At 45.6% G+C, this 23,755-nt stretch carries 13 protein-coding genes and 1 pseudogene; 10 read left to right on the plus strand and 4 right to left on the minus strand.

Features of this window, described 5'->3' with window-relative positions:
* A partial coding sequence (locus F6J94_RS10805; protein ID WP_293039742.1) for a nucleotidyltransferase family protein occupies positions 1-628 on the minus strand: 628 nt, incomplete at its 3' end.
* Between the two features lie 981 nt (positions 629-1,609).
* On the opposite strand from F6J94_RS10805, the gene F6J94_RS10810 reads away from it, so the two are divergent.
* Together F6J94_RS10810 and F6J94_RS10815 are read left to right on the plus strand one after the other, a co-directional pair.
* On the plus strand, positions 1,610-1,804 hold the full coding sequence (locus tag F6J94_RS10810) for a hypothetical protein (protein ID WP_293039745.1): 195 nt from the start codon (positions 1,610-1,612) through the stop codon (positions 1,802-1,804).
* A gap of 2 nt (positions 1,805-1,806) precedes the next feature.
* Positions 1,807-2,598: a cobalt-precorrin-6A reductase gene (locus F6J94_RS10815; protein ID WP_293039747.1), complete on the plus strand. Its 792-nt coding sequence runs from the start codon at positions 1,807-1,809 to the stop codon at positions 2,596-2,598.
* Positions 2,599-2,708: 110 nt separating this feature from the next.
* Here F6J94_RS10815 and F6J94_RS10820 read toward each other — a convergent pair whose 3' ends face one another.
* From F6J94_RS10820 to F6J94_RS10830, 3 genes are all read right to left on the minus strand, one after another.
* The gene (locus tag F6J94_RS10820) at positions 2,709-3,359 is read right to left on the minus strand and encodes a DUF3386 domain-containing protein (protein WP_293027154.1); all 651 of its coding nucleotides are present in this window, start codon (positions 3,357-3,359) and stop codon (positions 2,709-2,711) included.
* A gap of 508 nt (positions 3,360-3,867) precedes the next feature.
* Positions 3,868-5,649 carry an ATP-binding protein gene (locus F6J94_RS10825; RefSeq protein WP_364301188.1) on the minus strand — a complete coding sequence of 594 codons (1,782 nt, stop codon included), beginning with the start codon at positions 5,647-5,649 and terminating at the stop codon, positions 3,868-3,870.
* Positions 5,650-5,724: 75 nt separating this feature from the next.
* Positions 5,725-5,979, minus strand: coding sequence for a type II toxin-antitoxin system CcdA family antitoxin (locus tag F6J94_RS10830; protein ID WP_071107791.1), 255 nt, complete (start codon positions 5,977-5,979; stop codon positions 5,725-5,727).
* Between the two features lie 204 nt (positions 5,980-6,183).
* Between F6J94_RS10830 and lepA the strand changes: the two genes are divergently transcribed.
* The 8 genes and pseudogenes from lepA to F6J94_RS10870 all read left to right on the plus strand — a co-directional run bounded on the left by lepA (position 6,184) and on the right by F6J94_RS10870 (position 23,601).
* Positions 6,184-7,995: a translation elongation factor 4 gene (gene lepA / locus F6J94_RS10835; RefSeq protein WP_075899261.1), complete on the plus strand. Its 1,812-nt coding sequence runs from the start codon at positions 6,184-6,186 to the stop codon at positions 7,993-7,995.
* A 277-nt stretch (positions 7,996-8,272) separates the two neighbouring features.
* A complete protein-coding gene (locus tag F6J94_RS10840) occupies positions 8,273-9,208 on the plus strand; it encodes a UDP-glucuronic acid decarboxylase family protein (RefSeq protein WP_293027137.1) in 936 nt (311 codons plus the stop codon).
* Positions 9,209-9,334: 126 nt separating this feature from the next.
* Positions 9,335-10,726 (plus strand): UDP-glucose/GDP-mannose dehydrogenase family protein, encoded by a 1,392-nt coding sequence (locus F6J94_RS10845; RefSeq protein WP_293039753.1) that lies wholly within the window; start codon positions 9,335-9,337, stop codon positions 10,724-10,726.
* A gap of 1,098 nt (positions 10,727-11,824) precedes the next feature.
* Positions 11,825-12,949: pseudogene (locus F6J94_RS10850) on the plus strand (RNA-guided endonuclease InsQ/TnpB family protein).
* Positions 12,950-13,002: 53 nt separating this feature from the next.
* Entirely contained in the window at positions 13,003-16,731 is a 3,729-nt protein-coding gene (locus F6J94_RS10855) for a hypothetical protein (RefSeq protein WP_293039755.1), read from the plus strand.
* Entirely contained in the window at positions 16,728-19,160 is a 2,433-nt protein-coding gene (locus F6J94_RS10860) for a tetratricopeptide repeat protein (protein WP_293039757.1), read from the plus strand. Before F6J94_RS10855 ends, F6J94_RS10860 begins: the two co-directional genes overlap by 4 nt.
* Positions 19,161-19,503: 343 nt before the next feature.
* Positions 19,504-20,808, plus strand: a complete 1,305-nt coding sequence (locus F6J94_RS10865) for a glycosyl hydrolase family 8 (RefSeq protein ID WP_293039759.1) — start codon at positions 19,504-19,506, stop codon at positions 20,806-20,808.
* A gap of 189 nt (positions 20,809-20,997) precedes the next feature.
* Positions 20,998-23,601, plus strand: coding sequence for a cellulose biosynthesis cyclic di-GMP-binding regulatory protein BcsB (locus F6J94_RS10870; RefSeq protein ID WP_293039761.1), 2,604 nt, complete (start codon positions 20,998-21,000; stop codon positions 23,599-23,601).
* Positions 23,602-23,755: the final 154 nt, after the last annotated feature.

Raw genomic sequence — 23,755 nt, forward strand, 5'->3', positions numbered from 1 at the left:
AGCCATACATTGGCTCATCTTTCGCGAGGAGTTTGGGAAACAGGTCTTTAGAAAAGTCACATTCCTCATTTGATGGCAGGTACTCTAGAACCGATGGTTCGAGAATGTAAGTGCCAGTGTTAACGGTATCGGAAAAAATTTCTGAGGTTGAAGGTTTTTCCAAAAATCGGCGGATGCGCATTTCCTTATCGGTGATCACCACCCCGAACTCAACGGGATTGGGAACACGAGTTAGGATTAATGTCGCCTTTGATTTCTTAGCTTTATGAAATTCAATCGCAGCAGTCAAATCAAAGTCGGTGATGCTATCGCCACTAATGACTAAAAAGGTTTCATTGAGTAATTCGGAAATATTTTTAACACAACCTGCAGTCCCCAGAGGCTGTTCTTCTTCTACCGCATAGGTCATCTTTACCCCAAAGTCACTGCCGTCTTGGAAGTAGTCCCGCATGACATCTGGGAGATAGTACAGAGTGGCAATGACCTCATTGATATTGTGCCGTTTGAGTAGATTAACGATATGTTCAGCAATGGGTCGATTCAGGATTGGCACCATGGGCTTGGGCAGATCACAGGTCAACGGTCTCAGCCGTGTTCCTGAACCACCAGCCATCAGCACTGCTCGCATAATTCCTCCTCTTTTAACCCGTTAAGGGGTTTGATCATCTTGTCTACGTTCATTTGTCTTGTTATGGGCTTTTTTTAGTGAAGTACTTTCCGATACTTTTTAGCTACCAAAATCTACCCTCGTAGACTTTAGCCCGCCAATGCAAGATGCAATAGCATCCAGGGGGTATCTCCGCGCTTCTCTGACGGAATATCCCGCGAGCGCCATAAAAATGTCAAAAAAGTTCGTTCCACCGGGATTTAAGCGCAACTATTTTTACCTTGGTTTTCGGCTTTAATTTAAGTTACATAATCATCCGTGTCGGTGTTACCATAATTTAACTCTCACAAATCATAAGAGTTTTTGGTAGACTATGGGACATTTTTTCTAGCTGTTTACTCACCTCCACAAACAGTGACTTGATCTCAAAACCGTGATTTTGGCATGCTAGCGTCGATAGTGATTCATAAAAGAGTGCTTTCGACAAAGACTGGCGGAACTATAACTAACGACACTGGTGTCGCCAAGTTTCCTCCGACCTCAGAAGAAAGATCGCGTGTTGACCCGCTCCTTCTTCACTCACGTAATCATGACTACTGAGTTTGGCTAGTCTGTCACTCCTAAGGGTCACACCACAAATGAAGACTAGAGAAACTGGATCTGGATCAATGCTACTAGGAGCTGTAATCCGAATCAATTCTTAGGTGCGACCCATGGCGAATTAAATTCGCCATGGGTCGCACCTGTTGATTAACCTACACACTTATGGTATTGAGGTCATGGTCTAACACTGGCTTGATAAGGTAAAATTATCATTAATATAAAAATTATCTTATAAAAAGCACCGGAGGTGAAAAAGCATGTAACAATAACCAAATGTGTTCTACCCAAATTGATCAAGGGTAGTTAAAACTGCCCCAAGGGCTCGCTTTTCCTCCCTGTCAGGCGAGAGGCCTATCTGACTTGAGACGGGGTTTCAAAATATGGCAAGATTTTTGATGAATGGCTAAGTTAATTGTCTTAGGGTTACTGGTAGTCTATGGGTACGGCGTGTGGAAATTCTGGAGGGGGTTTGAGCGCACTGACTTCAGCCGGAGCTTAACCAATCGGATAGCATTGTCACTGTTGTGGCCAGCTTTAATCGTTGCCAATAAGTCCTATCGCAAAAACTTTACTAAAGCCCTTAAGGGCAGATAGGAGTGCTAGATAGCAGTGGCGGTATTTGGCTGATTGGTGGAACCACGGAAAGTGTGACTCTGGCAAATGCGATCGCGTCCAGGGGGATTCCCTGTACAGTAACAGTTACCACAACGGCGGCCAAATCCCTCTATCCCCAAACCCCAAATTTAAGGGTTCAAGTCGGACGTTTAGATACAAATGGGCTAGAGCAGTTTTTGGAGAAGCATGGTATTGTAGCGATCCTAGATGCCTCTCACCCCTATGCAGTGGAAATTTCCCAAATAGCGATTTCAGCTGCTTGTGCTCGGCATATACCTTACCTGCGTTTTGAACGGCAACAGCTAAATTCTCAGGTAAGTTCTGAACTAGACAATTCACCAATAATTTATCTCAATAGTTTCCAAGACCTGATTGCTGGTAACTATCTCCATCACCAGCGGGTATTGCTGACCATCGGTTACAAAAATTTACCCTTATTCCGTAGCTGGCAAGACCAGTCAACCCTATACGCCAGGATTCTGCCGAGTGTTACTGCCATCGATGTAGCGATCGCGTCTGGATTTAGCCCAAATCGAATTATTGCCCTGCGCCCTCCGGTACCAGCTGAGTTGGAAAAGGCACTCTGGCATCACTGGGACATCTCTGTTGTTGTCACCAAGGCATCTGGGGTTGCTGGGGGAGAAGATATTAAACGAGCCCTAGCTGCTGAGTTAGGCATCTCCCTAGTTATCATTACTCGCCCAGTTGTTGATTATCCGCAGCAAACCAGCAATGTATCTGTGGCATTAGAGTTTTGCCATCGTTATGTTTGAACTATCCTCCCCCTTAAATAAAAGGTAAGCATTCAGCCTTTGGCTGACGGCTGACAGCTGAACGCGCACGCGTGCGCGTAGCGCATGAGCTGAATGCTTAAAACCATAGCTTAAACCATAGCTGGTTCGAGTAACCTGATATTAGAAAAGTTGAATTCAGTAGCTGTCCGCCCTTTTTCCTCAATGGCATAAACCACTTGACGAGTCATAATATAATAATCACCAACTTTATCGAACCTGTCCTCAAACTCTCGTTTAGCCATCAAATCACCCGTTTTGGCATTGCGAAAAATGGCATTGTAGCCTGAGGAAATATACCCTTCTCCTGTATCTAGGCTATCGTTGGTATTAATTGTAAAAGCCATCGGACCCATAACCCGACTGACATGACAAATTTCCCTTCCTCGGACTTTATAGTTAGAGCCCATAGCATCACCCTTGACAAAAATTTCTACTGCACCAGTAGAATCATTTTCACCAAAGCTAAATTGGTTTTTACCATGGGCTTTTTCAAAAGATGACCGCTTGCGGTGGGTCACAATATCCCGCATCTGGTTATAGACACTTTCTTTGACCTTTTCATCATCAAACCCACTGACTTCAACACTGTGATCACCATTAATGCGAACTTGACCAGTGTATACTTCATCACCTTGCTTAATTTCGAGGTCAGCTTTGTAACCAGGAAAATTGTCGTCCCAGGTGTAGCGGTTTTCGTAAGCCGCCTGGAATACTTCACGAGCTGTTGCGTTTTCGATCATAGTCTTGCTAAGTCAACCGATAGTTTATCCAAAGACTACTCATTCACTAATCTCTGACGCTGGTTATTATAGCATTACTGCTTGATATAGAATCTTTAAATTGGGTGAGGGAGTTTAAGCTAACTTTAAGCTAAAAATCATTTTTAACCATTACTCCCAAATTTATCATGATTTGGAATAAGTATAGGTAAGTTTAGTTGAAATTTTCCATAAAAAGTTTGCTAATCTTACCGTTAGGTTTTCTAAATAATAAACTATTAACGATTAACAGGATCAGCTGACTTTATTTTAATTCCATAGTTCTGACAGCTGCTCTCCCTGTTATCGTCAGCAGGAAGTATGGTTATTTAACCAGATTTGATCTAATTCTCCAGCAGAGGAGATCGCTTAAGCTTGCCAGCCTTAAGCTAACCCCCTAAGCCAATGCTAAGCTTACCAGCTATCACCCCTTGATCATGCCAAAGTTACTGGGGGTGGTGATTGTAAGGGTAACGTCAAGGATGGATGGTTAATCGATATCAGTTGGTTGATTGGAAACCATCACAGGAACTTGATAAAGAGGTACAGTGAAGGTAACTGTTGACCCTAAATTTTCCCCCATACTGAAAAAATTGACCACACCCCCCATGGTTTCAATCAGCTTTTGGGATATGACTAGGCCTAAACCCGTGCCGCCATATTGGCGAGTCCGGGAACCATCGACTTGGGTAAAGGTTTGAAACAGCCGGTCTTGCTGGTCTAGGGAAACACCGATGCCAGTATCAGCAACTCGAACTTTAACCAATCCTGGGAATTCTGTACCTTTGAAAGTTATCTTCTTTCGGATCACCTCAGCACTAACAGTCACCCCACCTTCATCAGTAAACTTAATGGCATTGCCCACTAGGTTTAACATCACCTGTAGCAGCCTTTGATAGTTACCATACATAACAATGCCATCATAGACATCAGGCATTTCAATTCTGAGGCTGAGGTTTTTGAGCTCAGCTTGATTGGCCGTAAAGTCCTCAACTTTTCTAAACAGAGACTCTAATTCTACTGGAGCCAGTTCTAGCTCCATTTTCCCCGCTTCAATCTTGGCAATATCGAGGATATCATTAATAATATTTAGCAGATGCAATGCAGAATTGTAGGCTTCTTGGATAAAATCCCGTTGCTCCTGTGGATCGTCTGCCATGCCATCAAGAACCAACTTCAGAAACCCAATCATGCCATTGAGAGGGGTGCGTAACTCATGGGAAGTATTAGCCAGAAAATCACTTTTGTGGCGAGAGGCTTCTTCAGCCCTTTCACTAGCTATTTCTAGCTCCTTGTAAAGGGTGCCATGAGCGATCGCTGTGCCGACTTGTTCAGCCAATTCCCCCACTAACTTGATTTCTGCGGCACTCCATTGACGGCGATGATCACACTGCTGTAGGCAAATCAAACCATTAGGTTCATCTTTATAGGAGGTTGAAACCACCAACACAGACAACTGTTCCCATTCACCAGCAACAATGTGTTCTACCAGCAGTGGTTCCTGACTAGTGAGGGCTTGTTCGAGGTAAGGCTCAGAATCTAAGGGTAGCAGTTGTTTGGCCATTGACCGCAAGGGCTGTTGGCAATATTCTGCCTGCACCTTGGTTACCCGTGCGTCTGGTTTGTAATAGCAGACGAGGCAACGGCTTACCTGGAGTGCCTCCCCTAGACTTTTGGCAGTTTGTTGCCAAATGGTATCTAGATCGAGAGTACGACGAATCTGCCCGGAAATTTTGGTGAGTAATTTTTGATGGGGGTCTACACTTAGGCTTGTAGGAGATTCCCGGCATTCCAATGTTGATGATTCCGGCAACAAGTGACCCATAACTAGAACGGTTGTTGCTTCGCCATCCGCTGGCAAAATAGGACTAATCACCAACTCAAAGGCAAAGGATCTGTCCTGGTAACAAAACGATTGAAGACAACGTTCAGGGGTTCGCTGGCTCAAAATTCTCTGAAGCCTCTCTTGGTAGGCTTCGGCTTCAGTCGGGCAGAATGCATCTTCTAGAGGAAGTCCCACCACTTGTGTGAAACTCAGACCATATTGCTCAGCAGCTTGCCAGTAAAAAGAAAGGCATTTACCCGATGCCTCTTGAGTATACACCAGCTCACACCCTAAACCCTGCAAAAAGTTAGAATCACCTTGTGCACTAGCGGATTGCCTATTATTTATATATCCAGTTTGAAAACATTGAAAATTCACAGGTGCAGCCATTAAAAGAAACCTGGAAACTACAAGCAACACCGGGAGCCTCAGTTCCCGTTTCAACATGTAAATGCAACCACCCAACCCTAACGCACGAGCCAATGGCAACGTCTCAAAGTAGATGCCTTTACCTCTTGTCTATCAATCGTTCCACTCACCTCGGGGGGGCAGGGGCGGATTTCGGTCAAAGGTACGGGCTAATTCCTGATCTGTTCCCCTTTCACCCCTGAGCCATTGACGAATTGCCGTTTCTATTACTTTACTCGGATCATTAGTCAAGTGTTTGATTTGATCCAAGAGTTCCGTATCCAAATGAATAGAAATTTCTTCTTTGTCAGCTGAACGTGATAAATCTACGTTAGTAGCTTTGGTAGAGTCAAGGTGGTTTTCAAGCAAACCCTCTTGATGTAAGGCATGATCATTCATAATCGATGGGCTAATAACACTACTAATATAACTTTACGATAACTGACAAATAGCCTGGCTCAGTTATAACCATTCCAGGGATAGTACCCTTACCTCTGACGGAAAACATTAAAATACATTAAGTGAAGCATGAACTCAATAGACCAGTTATTGACTGGTAAATACCAATAGCTTATGACTGATGCCCCTGTCTCTCATATTCGTAATTTTTCGATTATCGCCCACATTGATCATGGGAAATCGACCTTAGCTGATCGCCTACTGCAAGCTACTGGGACCGTAAGCGACCGCCAGATGAAAGAACAGTTCCTGGACAATATGGATTTGGAACGGGAGCGGGGAATTACGATTAAGCTGCAAGCGGCTCGGATGAACTATACTGCTAGCGATGGTCACGAGTACGTTCTCAATTTAATTGACACTCCCGGTCATGTGGATTTCTCCTATGAAGTGTCGCGCTCACTAGTGGCTTGTGAAGGAGCACTGTTGGTAGTCGATGCATCCCAGGGTGTAGAGGCTCAAACTCTAGCAAATGTTTATCTAGCCCTTGAACACGATCTAGAAATTATTCCAGTTCTAAATAAAATAGACTTGCCTGGAGCTGAACCGGAAAGGGTAAGTACCGAAATCGAAGATATCATTGGTCTTGATTGTAGCCAAGCGATTCGAGCATCAGCCAAGGAAGGTATCGGCATACAAGAAATCCTGGAATCTATTGTACATCTAATTCCACCTCCAATCGATACTGTAGACCAACCCCTAAGGGCGTTGATTTTTGACAGTTACTATGATGCTTATCGTGGCGTAATCGTTTATTTTAGAGTGGTCGATGGCACTCTAAAAAAAGGCGATCGCATTCGCTTGATGGCATCTGGCAAGGAGTACGAAATTGATGAGCTAGGGGTGCTTTCCCCTAACCAAGTCCAAGTCGATGAACTCCACGCTGGTGAAGTTGGTTACCTAGCTGCTGCCATTAAGGCGGTAGCCGATGCCCGTGTGGGTGACACCATTACTTTAGCAAAAGCAGCAGCTATTGACCCTTTACCGGGATACACTGAAGCCAAACCGATGGTTTTTTGTGGCTTGTTTCCCACTGATGCTGACCAGTACAAGGATTTAAAGGAAGCATTAGATAAGCTCAAACTCAATGATGCTGCCCTGAACTACGAACCAGAAACTTCCTCTGCCATGGGATTTGGCTTCCGCTGTGGTTTCTTAGGCTTGCTGCACATGGAAATTGTTCAAGAGCGCCTGGAAAGGGAATATGATTTGGAGCTAATCACCACCGCCCCTTCAGTGGTCTATCAAGTGACTACCAATCAGGGAGAAGTCCTTGAAATTGATAATCCGAGTACTCTGCCATCCCCCCAAGAACGGGAAAAAATTGCCGAACCCTATGTCCGGGTAGAAATGATTACTCCAGAAACCTATGTTGGGACTCTGATGGAACTCTGTCAAAGCCGCCGTGGGGATTTTAAGGATATGACTTATCTTGCCCAAGGACGGACTACTTTAATTTATGAATTACCCCTAGCAGAAGTGGTTACTGACTTTTTTGATCAAATGAAGTCTCGCTCTCGGGGTTATGCCAGTATGGAGTACCAGCTCATTGGTTACCGAGATAATCCCTTAGTCAAGCTGGATCTACTGATTAATGCGGAGCCTGTAGACTCCCTGGCAGTAATTGTTCACCGAGACAAAGCTTACTATGTGGGTCGTACCTTAGTGGAAAAACTCAAGGAACTCATTCCCCGGCACCAATTTAAAATTCCTCTTCAAGCCGCTATTGGTAGTCGAGTCATTGCTAGTGAACATATTCCGGCTTTGAGAAAAGATGTATTGGCTAAATGCTACGGTGGTGACATTTCCCGGAAGAAAAAACTTCTCCAAAAGCAGGCAAAAGGTAAAAAGCGGATGAAAGCTGTAGGCACTGTTGATGTTCCTCAGGAAGCGTTTATGGCAGTATTGCGTCTTGACCAAGGCTAGAGGGGGGATTCAGTGATTAAAAGTCCAGACCTGAAAGCCAAGTACTAATCTCTGAATGCTTACTACCAACTAGCGTAATTCTCAACCGGAAAGCCTATGAGAATTCGATGATAACCTTCGGTAATTACGGAATTGGTTTTCAAGGTAGGTGAAAAACTATATGGAGAGATATATATCCGGACTTTTTGCCATAAATTAAGTAAAAATTGTCTAACTGGACACTGTTAAATTCAGAGGTTAGTTTAGGATTGATTTCACATCACAAAAGTTCAGTGGCATGAGAATACTAGTTACTGGTGGGGCTGGTTTTATCGGCTCCCATCTAATTGATCGTTTGATGGCAGAAGGTCATGAAGTTATTTGTCTGGATAACTTCTATACTGGCCACAAACGGAATATCCTCAAATGGCTGTCACACCCCTACTTTGAGTTGCTCCGTCACGACATCACTGAGCCAATTCGGTTAGAAGTTGATCAAATATACCACCTCGCTTGTCCAGCATCCCCAGTTCACTACCAATACAATCCCGTCAAGACTATCAAAACCAATGTCATGGGTACCCTATACATGTTAGGGTTAGCCAAACGGGTGAAGGCGAGATTCTTATTAGCCTCCACGTCTGAGGTATATGGGGATCCGGATGTCCATCCCCAGTCAGAAGATTATCGGGGTAATGTCAATCCCATTGGGATTCGCAGTTGTTACGATGAAGGCAAGCGAGTGGCAGAAACCCTCGCATTTGACTACCATCGACAGAATGGTGTAGACATTCGTGTAGCCCGCATTTTTAACACCTACGGTCCTCGAATGCTGGAAAATGATGGGCGAGTCGTTAGCAATTTTGTGGTGCAAGCTCTGAAGGGGGAACCCTTAACAGTTTATGGTGATGGTTCACAGACCCGCAGTTTCTGCTATGTCTCCGACTTAGTAGAAGGACTAATGCGACTTATGAATAATGACCATACCGGACCGATTAATCTCGGGAATCCTGGAGAATACACTATCTTAGAACTCGCTCAGGCGATTCAAAAAATGGTCAATCCTGATACAGAAATTATCTTTAAGCCTCTACCTCAGGATGACCCCCGACGTCGCCAACCAGACATTAGTAAAGCTAAAACCTTACTAGGGTGGGAACCTACTATTCCTTTGTCAGAAGGGTTAGATTTGACAGTATCCGATTTCCGTAAGCGTTTAACTGCTCAAGAGTAAAACAATCAGATTTAATTAAATCAATCAACCTCAGGTCAGGGTGCCAATACTATCTTTGGCTCCAACCGTGAGACTTTCCTAACGTTTACTAACGATTGAAGTTTATATTAATTGAGGCATAGGTCCATGCGCGTTTGTGTAATTGGTACAGGATATGTGGGCTTAGTAACTGGCGCTTGCTTAGCCCATATCGGTCATCATGTAATCTGTGTAGACAATAACGAAGAAAAAGTTAAGCTGATGAAATCTGGACAGTCCCCCATTTACGAACCGGGACTGTCGGAAATAATGCAAGAGTCAGCTAATGCAGGTAGAATTGAGTTTACCACAGATTTGGCTGCTGGGGTAGACCATGGGGAAATTTTATTCATTGCAGTGGGAACTCCCCCCCTACCTACTGGAGAAAGTGACACTCGTTATGTGGAAGCTGTTGCCAGAGGGATTGGAACCCATCTCAAGGATGGTTACAAAGTAATTGTCAACAAATCAACGGTACCCATTGGTTCTGGAGATTGGGTGAGGATGATTGTCCTAGATGGGGTAGCTGAACGCCAGAAATCTTTGGTAACTGCAGGAGGTAAAGCTGAAACTGAACCAGCAGAAGACATTACGGCGGATTTTGATGTGGTCAGTAATCCAGAGTTTCTCCGAGAAGGCTCAGCAGTTTACGATACCTTTAATCCAGACCGTATTGTCCTAGGAGGCAATAGCGAACAAGCGATCGCAATGATGAAGGAACTGTATCAACCAATTGTTGAACGCCAGTTTGCCGAAGACAAATCCCTTCCCCCAGTTCCTGTACTAGCTACAGACCTCAGCTCAGCTGAGATGATTAAATATGCGGCTAATGCCTTTTTGGCTACTAAAATTAGCTTTATTAATGAAATTGCCAATATTTGCGATCGCGTAGGTGCTGATGTTACCCAAGTTGCCCAAGGAATTGGTTTAGATTCCCGGATTGGCAACAAGTTTTTACAAGCAGGAATTGGCTGGGGTGGTTCTTGCTTCCCCAAAGATGTCTTAGCACTACTCCATACCGCTGAAGATTACGGCTATGAAGCGGATTTGCTCAAAGCCACTGTCAGTGTCAACAAACGCCAACGTCTACTTGCCCTTGAAAAACTCCAGAAAGAGCTGAAAATCCTCAAAGGTAAAACAGTGGGACTGTTGGGTTTGACCTTTAAGCCCAATACTGATGATATGCGGGATGCTCCTGCTCTAAATCTGGTGGAAGAACTAAACCGACTCGGAGCCAAGGTCAAAGCCTATGACCCAATTATTTCCCAAACTGGCATGCGTCATGGTCTATCTAACGTGATTGTCGAAACCGATCCAGAACGGTTGGCTGATAGCTGTGATGCTTTAGTTTTAGTTACAGATTGGGATCAGTTCCAGAAGCTCGACTATGGTAAAATGGCCGAGCTGATGAACTATCCGGTGATCATTGATGGTCGCAACTGCCTAGATCGGACCCAGCTAGAACGTGCTGGTTTCTCCTATTTGGGAATTGGTCGTTGAACTCTATCCCCTGCTCATGGAGCGAGGATTGATTGTCAACCTAAAGTTGTCAGAGCAGCTGATTCACTTTATCTGATTATCTGACAACTTTAGGTTTAAAACCAACTTTAGGTTTAAAACTTCCCGACAAACCTCTGACTGGGGACAATCAAGTTGTGTTGTTACTTCCTGCTCTAGGGAAGAGGACTTTCCTGGAGCGCTTTGATCAAGGAATTAGGGGCATCTTTTAGGTGCGACCCGGAGGTGCGACCCGTGATGGCGAGCAATCCCTTGACCGTAGGTCACGCGGGGCGCGTTCGCCATCACGGAAAGCGCACCTGTAGCGAATTTAATTCTTAATGGTAAGAGCGTACCTTTAGAATTTTTGTGATAGCAAGTTTACCTTACTTATATGTAAATTGCCATTAAGTGAAATCCTGCACTAGAATAACTGAGGGGTTAGACCCCTCAGTTATTTTTTGATAAATACTAGCTGAGTACCCAAACCCCATCCCCAAAGCTAAAAATCCTAGTTGTTGGGATTTACCAACAACTTTGTGTTAAGACTAATGTTGGTGTTGAACAAGAACAAAACCCCAGTCAGCACCCCCCTGGGGACGGGGCATCAAGCATCTAAATTGAGTTAACTGACCAGTAATCGCCATTAACATTGGCTAGGTGATCGGCAAGTGTTAAAGTCCTACCAAAAAATCGGCACTACCCCAAAAGGGGAGGTCAGGCAACTGATTTGGTTGTCAACTATTATGGGGGAGATTATATATCTGTGTTGATGGTTTAATGGCTTTATGGATGCCAGCAACCATTGACTATCAGCAAACGTGATCAGTAACCCAAGCGTGATCTAGTTGGCGACAAATCGAGCTAAGCACTAAACTCTAGTAATGGTAATTTTGGTGATAGTTTTGGCTTAAATCACTAATAGTCCAGGTAAATCGGAGTAATCTGAGCTAATTTTGGTTCAGTTTAAAACAAATCTGAACCAAAATCATCTAGAACTGGGTGTGCCATAAAATTGTGACCATAACTGGTCGTCAGGAAATATCAATGAGAGTGGAGTGGCAACAAAAACACGAAAAACATCACTAAGGGTGATTAAACATGCACAAAGCTATCAAGACCAAACTAAAACTGAATAATCACCAAAAAACTTTGATGGCTAAACATGCTGGGTATTATAGGTGGGTTTATAACTGGGGACTGGCTTTATGGCAGCAAGCTTACTCAGAAGGTCTAAAACCATCAGCAAGTAAGCTGAGGAAGCTTTTTACCAACCATGTCAAACCCCAGTACCCTTGGATGAATCAACTATCCTCTAAAGTCTATCAATATGCTTTTATTGCCCTAGGCGTTGCCTATAAACGTTTCTTCAAGGGGCTAGGAGGATATCCAAAATTCAAAAAGAAAGGGAGAAATGACAGTTTTACGATTGACAACTCTGGTAAGTCGATTAAATTATCAGGCATAAGACATAAGTTACCCAAGTTAGGTTGGGTGAAAACTTATGAGCCATTACCACAGATAACCACCAAGAAAATAACTATTTCTAGGCAAGCTGACGGTTGGTATGTGAGTTGTCATTATGAACACGAACCATTACCGACCCCCAAATTAAAAGATGTGGTAGGGGTGGATTTAGGAATCAAGGAATTAGCTGTACTCAGCACTGGCATTGTGTTCCCAGGTTCATTGCCCTATGGTCAAGCTTTGAAGCAACTAGTCAGATGCCAGCGTGACCTATCTAGAAAAATTAAAGGTTCAAACAATTGGTACTTGGCAGTAAATCGACTAGCTAAGAAACATCAAAAAGTAGCTAATATCCGCAAAAATACATTAAACAAACTCACTACTTATTTAGCTAAGAACCACGGCACGGTAGTGATTGAAGACTTAAATGTATCTGGAATGATGGCTAATCATAGGCTAGCTGCCTCTATTGCTGACCAAGGGTTTTACGAGTTCAAGAGACAGCTGGAATACAAATGTGAATGGTATGGCTCACAGTTAGTCATGGTTGACAGATTTTACCCATCATCTCAACTGTGTTAAAGCTGTGGGCATCGTCAAAAGATGCCACTGAACATCAGGACTTATAACTGTCCTGAGTGCGGGTTAAGTCTCGACAGAGATTTAAACGCAGCAATTAATTTGAGAAACGCCGTAGGCTCTACGGTGTCTGCCTGTGGACGGAGTGCTGCCGACAGTTCCGGAAGAAGCAGGAAGTAAACAGCTTTAACTAGCTAAGGCAAGTTTTGTATAAGTTTTATGGAGCAGGTAGTATGAGTCGCCCAAAACCAAGCCCTTTGCTAGAGCGGCGACAGGGTTTACAGAAAGGATTGATTAGGCAAAAAACCCAGACAATCCATCAAACAACTAGTCAATGTCTGAGATGGATAGTCAAGAATGTCCTTCTATGGATGCAACTGCTTAGTACTGGGTCATTCGTTGTAGTCTGGATGCTGTCCTTCAGTGCCATTGAACCAGCCCAGGCAACTGCTATATATAAACATACTAAGTTCTTAGAGCAGCTCCGGACAAATCAGAGCAATGATTCAGAGCAATCCATTAGTGAAGAAAGTGAAGAAGTAGCCCCAATAAGTATTGTAGCACTAGGAAAGCTTGAAAGTCAACAGGAGACAATCCCTGAGCCAATTAAGACCCAAAGGTCTTCTGCCCCAAGGAGCAACTCCACCAGGAAACTGGATTCAGCTGTGCCGCCACACTTCTTACCCCAGACTGAAGAATCAGCTAAACCAGTAGCTAAGCGTAAGTTAGGGTCACGCCAGTCAAGGGCTACCCCTGAGGCTCTCCCGACCTTGCTGAAAACCAAGGAATCTGCTCAGCCCAGTTCTTATGCTACCAGGAGGAAGTTACCATTATCTCGGTTGCAGCAGCAAAAATTAGCCAAACGGGAGTCTACAGCTAAAGCTGTTTCTGCACCGCTGAAAACCCAAAGCTCAGCTACCTCAAGGACTGCCTCCCAAAAAACCGTCCAAAAAACCGTAGCTGCTCCAATCCAGCCGACGGCTAAGCCCCAGCCAGAGGAGATAGCCAAAGTTATTCCAGCACGGCCCAAAGGTAAAAAGTCGGCTTTACTAAGCAGTAACGGTAGAGAAAACGGTAGAGAAAACAGAACTACCCTAGCCCAGCCGACAGGTAACCACCAGCAAAGACAATCAACTAAACCCAAGTTCAGATCACCCTATGCCAGGTCTAGAGCTAGGGCAATGCCACCCTTTGGAAAAGCCAAAACGTCGGCTTCCCTAAACATCACCACTAGCCAACCTAACCTCACCACTAGCAAAAAGGTGGGTTCGGAAATCCCTGAGTTATCTCAACAGCCTCAAAAACCAGGGAAACTGGAGCTAAAACCAGGACACAGGGATGGGTTACCAAAGTCATCCCGGCTCAATAAAACTACTAAAGTCTCTCATCGACCTAACCCTGAGGCTACCTCGAAACTAGGCTCACCAGTCCCAGAGTCGTCGGAACTAAAACACAGCAAAGCAGCTAACTCTAAGCTAGTCACCCAGAAGAAATCTGCTGACACTAAAGCTGACACTAAAGTAGACCAGTTAGCGTTAACGCCATCACCTCAAAAGCCTTTAGTGTCATCATCGACGCTAAACCTAGAGAAAATCGACTTAACTTTCACGGAATTCAAGCTAAGCCAACTGTTGCCCTATGGCAGCAGTTCGAGTTTAGATTTGCAAGGAGTAGTTCCAGCTAACTGGAGCAACTGTCAAAACAACATAGCCTGTAATCAGCTGCTGCCATCCCTAATTCCGAAGTTAGTTCCCAATAGTCCCAACTCTAGCTCGAACCAGCAGACAACCTCCCAAGCAAAAACCGAACCTTTGCCAGTACCAACAGGGCCAATTCCGTCCAATGCTGGTAAACTGCCCAACAAGTTCAAGCAACTACCTCCTTCCCCACCAACCCTGCCCGAGCAGCTAGGGCAAGGAACAGCCACACCCCTATTTCTGAATAACTACCAAAACCAATCGGTAGGACAACTGCCTGTCTTCCCACAAACCAAAACACCAGCGCCATTGCCAGCACTTCCTAACTCGATGCCGTTGGGAAGCAATACTCCTAACCCGAATTGGGGCTATTTCCCTTACGTGCGACAAACGGTACTCTTGATGCCGATGATGCCAGGAGTAACTGGGGCGATGCCGTTGGGAACGAGTATGGGTACGAATAATGGGTTACCTGCTCAATTGCCCTACGTACCACAAACTGTAATATTGATACCAACGGCAGGGTTCGGCATGTCTACCCCCCAGGGGATAAATAGTTATAGCCCTAGCTATAACCCTGGCTTGGGTCAGCTACCTTATTTGAGAACTACACCCGCTCCCCTGCCAGCCCCAGTCAATCCCATTCCGATGGGTGGTACTACCTATAACCCTGGCTTCGGTCAGTTGCCCTACCCGAGACCCATGCTCGCTCCTCTGCCAGCCCCAGTCAATCCTATGCCCATGAGGGGTAGTCCTTACAATTCGGGTTTAGGTCAGCTGCCCTATCTGAGAAATTCCCCAGCCCCCCAGTCAGTAGTCCCGATCAATCCCATTCCGATAGGGGGCAGTAGTTATGGCTTGGGCTTAGGTCAGCTACAGTATTTGAACAATATACCAGGTCAAGTACCAGGGCAAGTCATGGCTATACCAGTGGTGCCAAATCCCAACATCCCTGGCTTGAGCCAGTCTCCTTTCCCGGCCACCCCCCCAGGGCAGGTACCAGGCCAATTCATGCCCATACCAGTGGTGCCAAATCCCAACACCCCTGGCTTTGGCCAGTCTCCTTTCCCAGCCACCCCCCAACCACCGCTACCAGGGCAAGTCACTCCTATCCCAGTGGTGCCAAATCCCAACACCCCTGGCTTTGGTCAAGTACCTTTCTTGCAACCAGCACTACAACCCTGGCCACCGGCTCCTAACTCAAACCTGAATCGACCAACCTCTCCCCCAACAGCCCAATCCACCGGTCGCCCCTTGCTGCCTACTACCGCTCTCACCCCAGCATCATTGCGTTTCCAGGGTAGTTTCGTGACTCAAGGGGAAAATTCAGTAGCCAGAGCTCGCTTGGACGGAAACTATGTGCTAACGCCCCAATTCCTGTTTGGAGCTACCCTAGATCTGACTAGCGAAAATGACCAATTGGTAGACTCACCTAACGAAGGGGCAACTATCAATCAGTTGTTCTTTACGGCTGCTCCTGCTAGCACCTTACCCACTCTGCGCTTTTCTGTCGGTCAGTTGGATTTAACCTCCTACTTTGATCGGAATAGTTTTGCCAAGGATGGGGTAAGCCATTTCTTTAATCCAGTTTTTCAAACTAATCCAGCCTTGAGTGCTACTGCGATCGCATCTCGTCCAGGTTTATTGGTTAACTGGGCAGTGACAGACAATATAGAAGGCAAAGTTGCTCTGTTTTCATCAGCTGAGAGTCTGGAGCGATTTGACCTCAATGGCTTGGCTGGAGAAATTGGTTTGCGCTACGATAATGTGATCGTGCGAGGAACCTATGCCTCAGGCAGGGATGGTGGTGCCAATAGTGGCTTCCGGGAAATTTTCTCCATCGAACGGGGAAGGGATGACTTTGGCATCAACAAGAATGATGATGAAGAAGCATTTGGGGTCAATGGCGAAGTGTTTATTCCTGAACTGAATATGGGCATATTTGGTCGCTATGGGATTTACCGCAACCGGGATTTGGATGAAGATGGAAACACCTTCAGTTTCGGAATCACCTTCTTGGATTTGTTTTCTAAGAATGACCGGGTAGGATTAGCCTATGGTCGGGACCTCTCCAATGAGGAATTGCGCCAGGAAAATGGGGATGATGTACCAGATGTGTTAGAGCTATACTACGATTTCCAATTTTTACCGAATGTGCGGCTTGGTTTTAGCCTTCAGCAACGCAATAGTTTCAAGGAAACGTTTGCCGGATTTCGATTGAAAACCGATTTTGATGTAACTCCTAGAGGTAGGTTTACTCCATGATTCTAGAGGAAGGCAAAAGGAACAAGGGAAAAGGCTTACCCCCGATAAAGAGCGGAGAATCCTCGGGTCAGAGGCAAAAGGCAAAGGGACTGGATTCACATTGCCATCCGTGCCGCCGTGTGGTAAATTATTTACCCATTTACCTCTTACCCTTGACCGTTTACCTCTTACCCTTAACTGTTTCCCTTTTCCCTCTTGCCTTTTGCCTTGAGGCAGCTCAAGCCCAAACTATTCCGGTGCCGATTATCAAAGCCTTTAATCTGCTCAGGGAAGGACGAGTGGAGGAGGCAATTAAAGAGTTTGAGCAAGCTGTCCAGCGTTATCCCCAATCCATTGATGCGAAGATTGGCCTAGCCATCGCCTACCGCCGACAGGGATTGATTGACCAAGCCTGGGATGCCTATCAACAGGTGCTCGCTGAAGACCCTACCAATGAGTTAGCCCTAAGTGCAGTAGGTCTGTTCGGGACTTATAAACAAGAATGGCAGGCTCAGGGAATTGAAGCCCTTACGGTCTTGCTCGATATTAATCCCAATGATACAGAAGCTCGTGGCAGGCGAGCTCTGCTGTATGGTTATCAGCAACGATTTGGTGAAGCGATCGCAGACTATGAAATTGTGCTGCAAACGGACCCTACTCCAGATGTGCTAATAGGGGCAGCAGAAGTTTACACCTACAACGGTAACCCTCAAAGGGGTCTGGAACTCTTTAATCAATACCTCGCGACAGGGAATGTGATTAGTGGCTATGCTGTCCTGGCTTATGCCCAATCCTTAAGGCAAACTGGCAATGCGGCTCAGGCGGTGCAGGTTCTGGAAAACGAGTTAGTGGGATTCGCCCTAATCGATCAACTCGACGACCTAGGCATCCAAACCAGGGCCGCCCTCTCCCAAGCCTATGCCGAAAATGGACAGATCTCTGAAGCATTGGCCGTATTAGAGCCTTTACAAGGTCTTTCTCAAGCCACATTACCCTTAGCGCGATCGCTAAATGAAATTCGCAATAAAAATCAAGATCCAGCCCTGGAAGCCCAAGTCTCGATGCTCTACCGCCAGGCACTGGCAGAGAATCCTAATGACCCTAACTTAATTCGGGAGATAGCTGATGTGTTCACAGGCATACCCAGCGAACGGGCAACCGCATTGCAGCTTTACCAACAACAGCTTGCCTTCGAGCCTGATAACCGTAGTCTGATGATTAAGATCGTGGGTCTGGAACGTCAGACCGGGTTAATTTCTCAAGCTCAATTGAGCAACCGTCTAGCGACCATACTGATTCCCCTACCTACTGAACCCAGGGAATTGCAAGCGGTGGCAGACGCCTTGATCCCGATCGAGCCGCCGGGGCCAGAATTTCTATCTATTTACCAAAATATCCTGGCATCTGGGGTTAACGCCCCGTTTTTGTACTTTCGGATGGCTCAACTTTACATTGAAGCCAATGACTTGATCTCAGCTAGAAATGCTTTGGCTACATATACCGCCACACCCCAGGGAGCTAACGATCTGGTAGTACAGTTGCTAGCGGCAGATATTGAACGTCTTGAGGGTAACTGGATTGCTAGCCGCCAGCGTTACCAAGCCTTGATTGCCAGCAACCCACAACGGGATATTCTCAATGGAGCATTGCAAGGATTGTCATCTATACTTCTGCTACAGGATAGACCAGGGGAAGCTGTGGCAGTTTATGACCAACTAGTGGCGCTCAATCCTAGTGATGTTAACCTACAGCTAGCACGCGCTACAATTGCCTATCAAGCGAATCTGATTCCAGAATCCCAAGCTGAGGCATTTGTATACTATTGGTTGCAGACACAACCCAATGTGCTTCCGCCCCAAGAACTCTTTGCTCTAGTCGGTGCTCTACCTGCCAATCCCACACGAGAACCCCTATACATTTCGCTCCTGCAATCTGAACCAGACAACATACCAGTAAACCGCCGTTTAATTCAGGTTATTGCTCAGCGTAGTCCAGAATTAGCTAGAGCTCAGGTGATTGAATTAGTCAATCGAGCTCCCTACTCCGTTCAGACATACTTGTTGCAGGGGCGATTGGCAGAAGCGATTGATCAGTTAGACATAGCAGAACGCGCCTATCAGGTGATTTTGACCGCAGAACCCAGTAACACTGAGATTATTGCTGCTTTAGGTGGTGTTCGTTTCCAACAACGACGCTTTGACTCCGCCAAGCAACTCTATTATAGGGGTCTTGCGATCAAACCCCTGGATTTCGGGGTACGTCGCGCCTTAGTTGGACTAAATCAGACAGAAGATTTTAAAGTCAAAGCCCTAGAACAGTTGGAACAGCTACGACTGGAGGAATTCAGTCGAGGGTCTAGTACTGCTACCCTGTCCCGTCAGAGACAGCAAATCCAAGAAGGATTTCTGTTCCGCAGGGGTTTCCAACCGCCTTGGGAACGTTTTGATTAAGGATAAAAAATGAAGTCTAGATGAAGTGTCAAGTGTAAAGAATAAATTCTAAATGAAGTATAAAGGATGAAGTGTCAAGGATGAAGGATGAAGGATTAAGGATTAAGGTATCGCAAGGGAAAATCCCAAATGGCAATGAACACTTAAAAATTGGCAGTTTTATAATCACAAATGAATAATCCAGACATTTAAAGCCAATATCAGAATTGAATAATTCTGAACTCTGATGTTTTTAGGCTAGGCTTAGGTTCAGACTTCTTCCCTTAAAAGACTACGTTGGATCAATCCAGAGGCTTGTATCCAACTATGTTTGAGGAGTAAATGTAAGAGCCGCAAATTTACGATGTCATACAACAGCCGTCAAGGTTTATTTATGGGTCGCACCCTCAGGGTTTCTATCGTTACTTTCACCATTATGTTGTTGAGTCTATGGGGTTGTGCTCCCCATCAATTGTCAAGACGATCTCCAACCCCTTCACCACCCCAGTCATCACCAAGCAAAACGCCTTCAGTATACCGTGAGTATCCTGAACCAGAGGCTCCCCAGACTGCTTTACCTATAGACGAAAGCGCTATTATAGCAGAAAGTTGGACTGTATACAAAGAGAAATTTATTCAAAAAGACGGGCGAGTCATCGACTACGAAGCAAGCGATCGCTCAACCTCTGAAGGGCAAGCCTATGGGATGCTGCGAGCGGTGATTGCCGATGACCCCACCACCTTTGCCCTAACCTTAGAATGGTCTCAAAACAATCTCAAACGCTCAGGGACCAATGGTACTCTCGAAGACCAACTTTGGGTGTGGAAGTGGGGTCGTAATCAGAGCGGTAACTGGGGTGCGATTGACAGAAATTTTGCCAGCGATGCCGATATTGATGCAGCAACAGCATTAATTCTCGCTTATCGTCGCTGGAATCGACCGGAATACCTAGACTTAGCTTTGACTAAGCTGGAAGATTTGTGGAACTTGTCCACCAAAGAGGTCAGGGGAAAGCGCTATCTTCTGCCAGGACCTGTAGCAGCCTTTGTGCCCTCTCCATCAACTGTATATCTCAACCCCTCATATCTTGCTCCTTTCTCCTTTCGTCTCTTTGCCCAAGTTGACCCCAACCATGACTGGTTAAGTTTGGTGGATAGTAGCTACCAGGTGTTAAAAGAGTCTTCTCAGGTTTCTGCTGTAGGCTTACCCAGCGATTGGATAGCCTTTGACACCGAAACTGGTCAATTCCAGCCATTGCCACCAGACAGTCCACTCAAAAGTTCTTATAGCTTTGATGCCTACCGAGTGTGGTGGAGAGTTGCTTGGGATGCAGCTTGGTTCAATACCCCAGAAGCATTTTCCTATCTCGGTACTGCCACCCAACATTTGCAATCCCTGTGGCGTTCTTCTTCAAAGCTGCCCGCCAGGATTGACATCCATGGAAAACCAACTGTGACTTACGAAGCCACTTCCCAATACGCCATGCTTTATTCTGCCCTACGTTTAATTAAGCCAGCGATGGCTAGAGAATTGATAGAGCAGAAACTAATACCACAATATCAGGAAGGGATTTGGGATGATCAATCGGCCTACTATACCCAAAACTTAGCTTGGTTAGGGTTATTGCCTACCACAGCCATCGACCGCAACCTGTTAAATCCCAGTTAGGGAGGGGAATAGTTTAAACATACCAATAACTATACCGATAACTATACCGATCAATCTATACCGATCAATCAGGTGATACAGGTGACAAAAATGGTCTAAATCGTTAAAGTTAAGCCTAAGCAATACAACTTTTCTTTATAAATTAAGGGTGATCTTACTATTCTCCTAGTATTCTCTATTGTTAAGATTATGAAATTCTTGTTTCGCCGCTCCCAAGCCCAAGATCGTACGACTAATCATCAACGACGTCCTTCTCTAGGTCCTAGATTATCCTTGTTGCTGCTATGTGCAAGCATGGTATTAACCCTCGGCATCGGTACTACCCTAACCAGAGCTCAAGGGGACGGTAACCTCAGAAAACAGGAAGACCAGTTCATCCAGAAATACACCTTACCCAAAACCCCCACTAAGGCTCCAGTCTACAAACCTAAACCTCGACCTCGGCCAGCTGCGCGACCTCGACCAAAAGCTGCTCCAGCAGCGCCACGACAAAGACGCTCTAATCCAGCCCCAGCCAGGGTTGCTCCCGCCCGACCTCGACCAGCTGCCCGACCTCAGCCACAGACCAAACCCCGCTCCCAGTCCCAACCTCGTTCACAGCCCCAATCTACCCCAAATCCAATTGCTTCTACGCCGAATATCCCATTAAGTGAGTACATCTTGCAATTTAACCGCTCTCCGATTGTAGGCAATCGCCTCCGGATGCGGGGGGTTTATTCGGAAGCAAGACTGGGCTTTACCCGTCCTCGGGGTTGGAATATAAAAACTGCCAAAGCCTTAATCCGCTTCCAGCATTCACCAGCCCTGATAGCAAATCGCTCTAACCTGACCTTGCGGATTAATGGTACCAGTGTGGCCAGTGTCCCTCTCAACCGCAAGCAGTCTCAGGTGGCTAACGTCATGTTTGCTATCCCAACGACCTTGATCCAGAACTACAATGAGCTTTCCCTAGTAGCCCAGCAGCACAACACCACTGGCTGTACGGATGGAGGGGATGCCACGTTATGGACTGAGGTTTTGCCGGATTCAAAATTAATCTTCCAATACCAAGTTGAACCTATCCCCCTAAACTTCAGTCGCTATCCTTATCCTTTCTTTGATCAACTCAGCTTAGATGCCAATCGCATTGCTTATATGCTGCCGCAGGGGAATGTCCAGACCCGATCCGTGGATTCCTTAGAATCTTGGTTGACTGCTGCGCCTCGCTTACAGGCTTCCCTAGGCAGATTGGCTGACTTCCGTCCTATTACCACCCGTTTAGTAGAGACTATCGACGAATTAGAGTGGGGCGATAGTTTAGTTGTGATTGGGACTCCTGGAAATCAACAGGTTTTGAAGTCTTTAGAACTGCCCTTTACTTTCTCCGGGAATCAGATTTTAGATGGAAATCAGATTCCCTTACCCGATGATGTCGGTGTGCTGGCACTTACCACCGTCAATGATGGCAGTAACCCGGTCTTGGTGGTGACTGGCAATGGCCCAGATGGCGTGAAAAAGGCTGCCCAGTTTTTAGTACAGCCAGATACCAGTAAACTTGGCACAGGTCAATTAATTTTCGTGGATCAGGTTCCGGATGTACCAATACCATCCTCCCGAAATTGGCCTGGTTATTTGCCAGAAGAAAATTCCTTTACTCTCCAAGACATCGTTACTCAGCCCAATGGTAAACCCTTTAAGGACGTAACGGTGCGAGGCAGTGGAGCACCACCGGTAGAGTTTAATTTTCGTGCCTTACCGGATGATCGGTTTAAACGGGGCAGTTCCATGAATTTAGTTTACAGCTATGGTCCCCAGGTCAATCCTCGCACCTCTGCTGTAGAAGTCTTACTAGATGATGTACTAATTGGTGGTAAACGCTTGACTAAGAGGGATGGCTCACAGCGAGAAACCCTCAAAGTGGATCTTCCTGCCAATCTGATTAAACCCACCTCTAAAATCAAAGTTGCTTTCCGGCTGAACCCCAGGGAACCAGAGGAGTGTGGTAAAATTACGGACCAACAACTAACCGGTACGGTTCATGCTGAAACCAGCTTCAAAGTTAATCGGGAGCCCTCAGTTCAACTACCTAATCTAGAACTGTTGCAAGTAGGTTACCCATTTGCAGCTCCTCAAGATTTGTCCAATACAGCGATCGTGTTGTCAGAGACACCATCTGATACCGATCTGCTCACACTACTAGCTATGAGTGAACGTTTAGGACGTCTGAGTAAGGCAGATTCAGTACAGCTGGATGTTTACACCATTGAACAATTGCCTGATCAGATCAGGAGGAAGCGCAATCTAGTCGGAATTGGCACCAGGGATGAATTTCCGTTTCCAGAGGTATTTGAGTCAAAAGGTTTGCGTTTGAGTAATGCTCTAGGACGTCAGTGGGGTGAAGCTAGTGCCCAGACTCTACCGGATACTGAAGGGGTAATGAAACAAATCATGTCTCCCGATAACAATCAGCGGGTACTTTTGGCTTTGAGTGGTCAAACGGAAAATGGCTTAGACCGCGTGCGGCAGATTCTCACTAAAGATTCTTGGTTCTACCAGTTGCAGAAGGATACGGTTTTAGTTAGTAGTTATCAACAAGACCCTGCTGGTTATGACCCCGATGCCTATAAGCTAGAGTTCTTTGAACTAGCCCGTTCTAAAAAGCGCATTGAAAAAACCTCCGCCCTCAGTAAAGCATCGTTCTTCCTCCAACAAAACTGGTGGTTCCTAGCTTTAGGTATTCTGGGCGTAACCTTCCTGCTTTATGGCATTAGCCAGTTGTACCTCAAGCGTGTGACAGATCAAAAAAGTCATTAGTAATTAGTGATTAGTGATTAGTCTTTAGTTTTAATTAGTCTTTAGGATTGTTTGTATATTAAATAGGATTAAATCAAAATTCCACTGTAAGCTATCAGCTGATAGCTTACAGTGGAATTTTGATTTAATCCTATTTAATATACAAACAATCCTA

This window comes from Moorena sp. SIO1F2, assembly GCF_010672755.1.
In the GTDB taxonomy this organism is placed as follows: domain Bacteria; phylum Cyanobacteriota; class Cyanobacteriia; order Cyanobacteriales; family Coleofasciculaceae; genus Moorena.

Coding starts and splice junctions, on each gene's coding strand:
- F6J94_RS10810 (WP_293039745.1), top strand. CDS start 1,610: ATGGCTAAGTTAATTGTCTTAGGGTTACTGGTAGTCTATGGGTACGGC.
- F6J94_RS10820 (WP_293027154.1), bottom strand. CDS start 3,359: ATGATCGAAAACGCAACAGCTCGTGAAGTATTCCAGGCGGCTTACGAA.
- F6J94_RS10825 (WP_364301188.1), bottom strand. CDS start 5,649: ATGTTGAAACGGGAACTGAGGCTCCCGGTGTTGCTTGTAGTTTCCAGG.
- lepA (WP_075899261.1), top strand. CDS start 6,184: ATGACTGATGCCCCTGTCTCTCATATTCGTAATTTTTCGATTATCGCC.
- F6J94_RS10840 (WP_293027137.1), top strand. CDS start 8,273: ATGAGAATACTAGTTACTGGTGGGGCTGGTTTTATCGGCTCCCATCTA.
- F6J94_RS10845 (WP_293039753.1), top strand. CDS start 9,335: ATGCGCGTTTGTGTAATTGGTACAGGATATGTGGGCTTAGTAACTGGC.
- F6J94_RS10855 (WP_293039755.1), top strand. CDS start 13,003: ATGAGTCGCCCAAAACCAAGCCCTTTGCTAGAGCGGCGACAGGGTTTA.
- F6J94_RS10860 (WP_293039757.1), top strand. CDS start 16,728: ATGATTCTAGAGGAAGGCAAAAGGAACAAGGGAAAAGGCTTACCCCCG.
- F6J94_RS10865 (WP_293039759.1), top strand. CDS start 19,504: ATGTCATACAACAGCCGTCAAGGTTTATTTATGGGTCGCACCCTCAGG.
- F6J94_RS10870 (WP_293039761.1), top strand. CDS start 20,998: ATGAAATTCTTGTTTCGCCGCTCCCAAGCCCAAGATCGTACGACTAAT.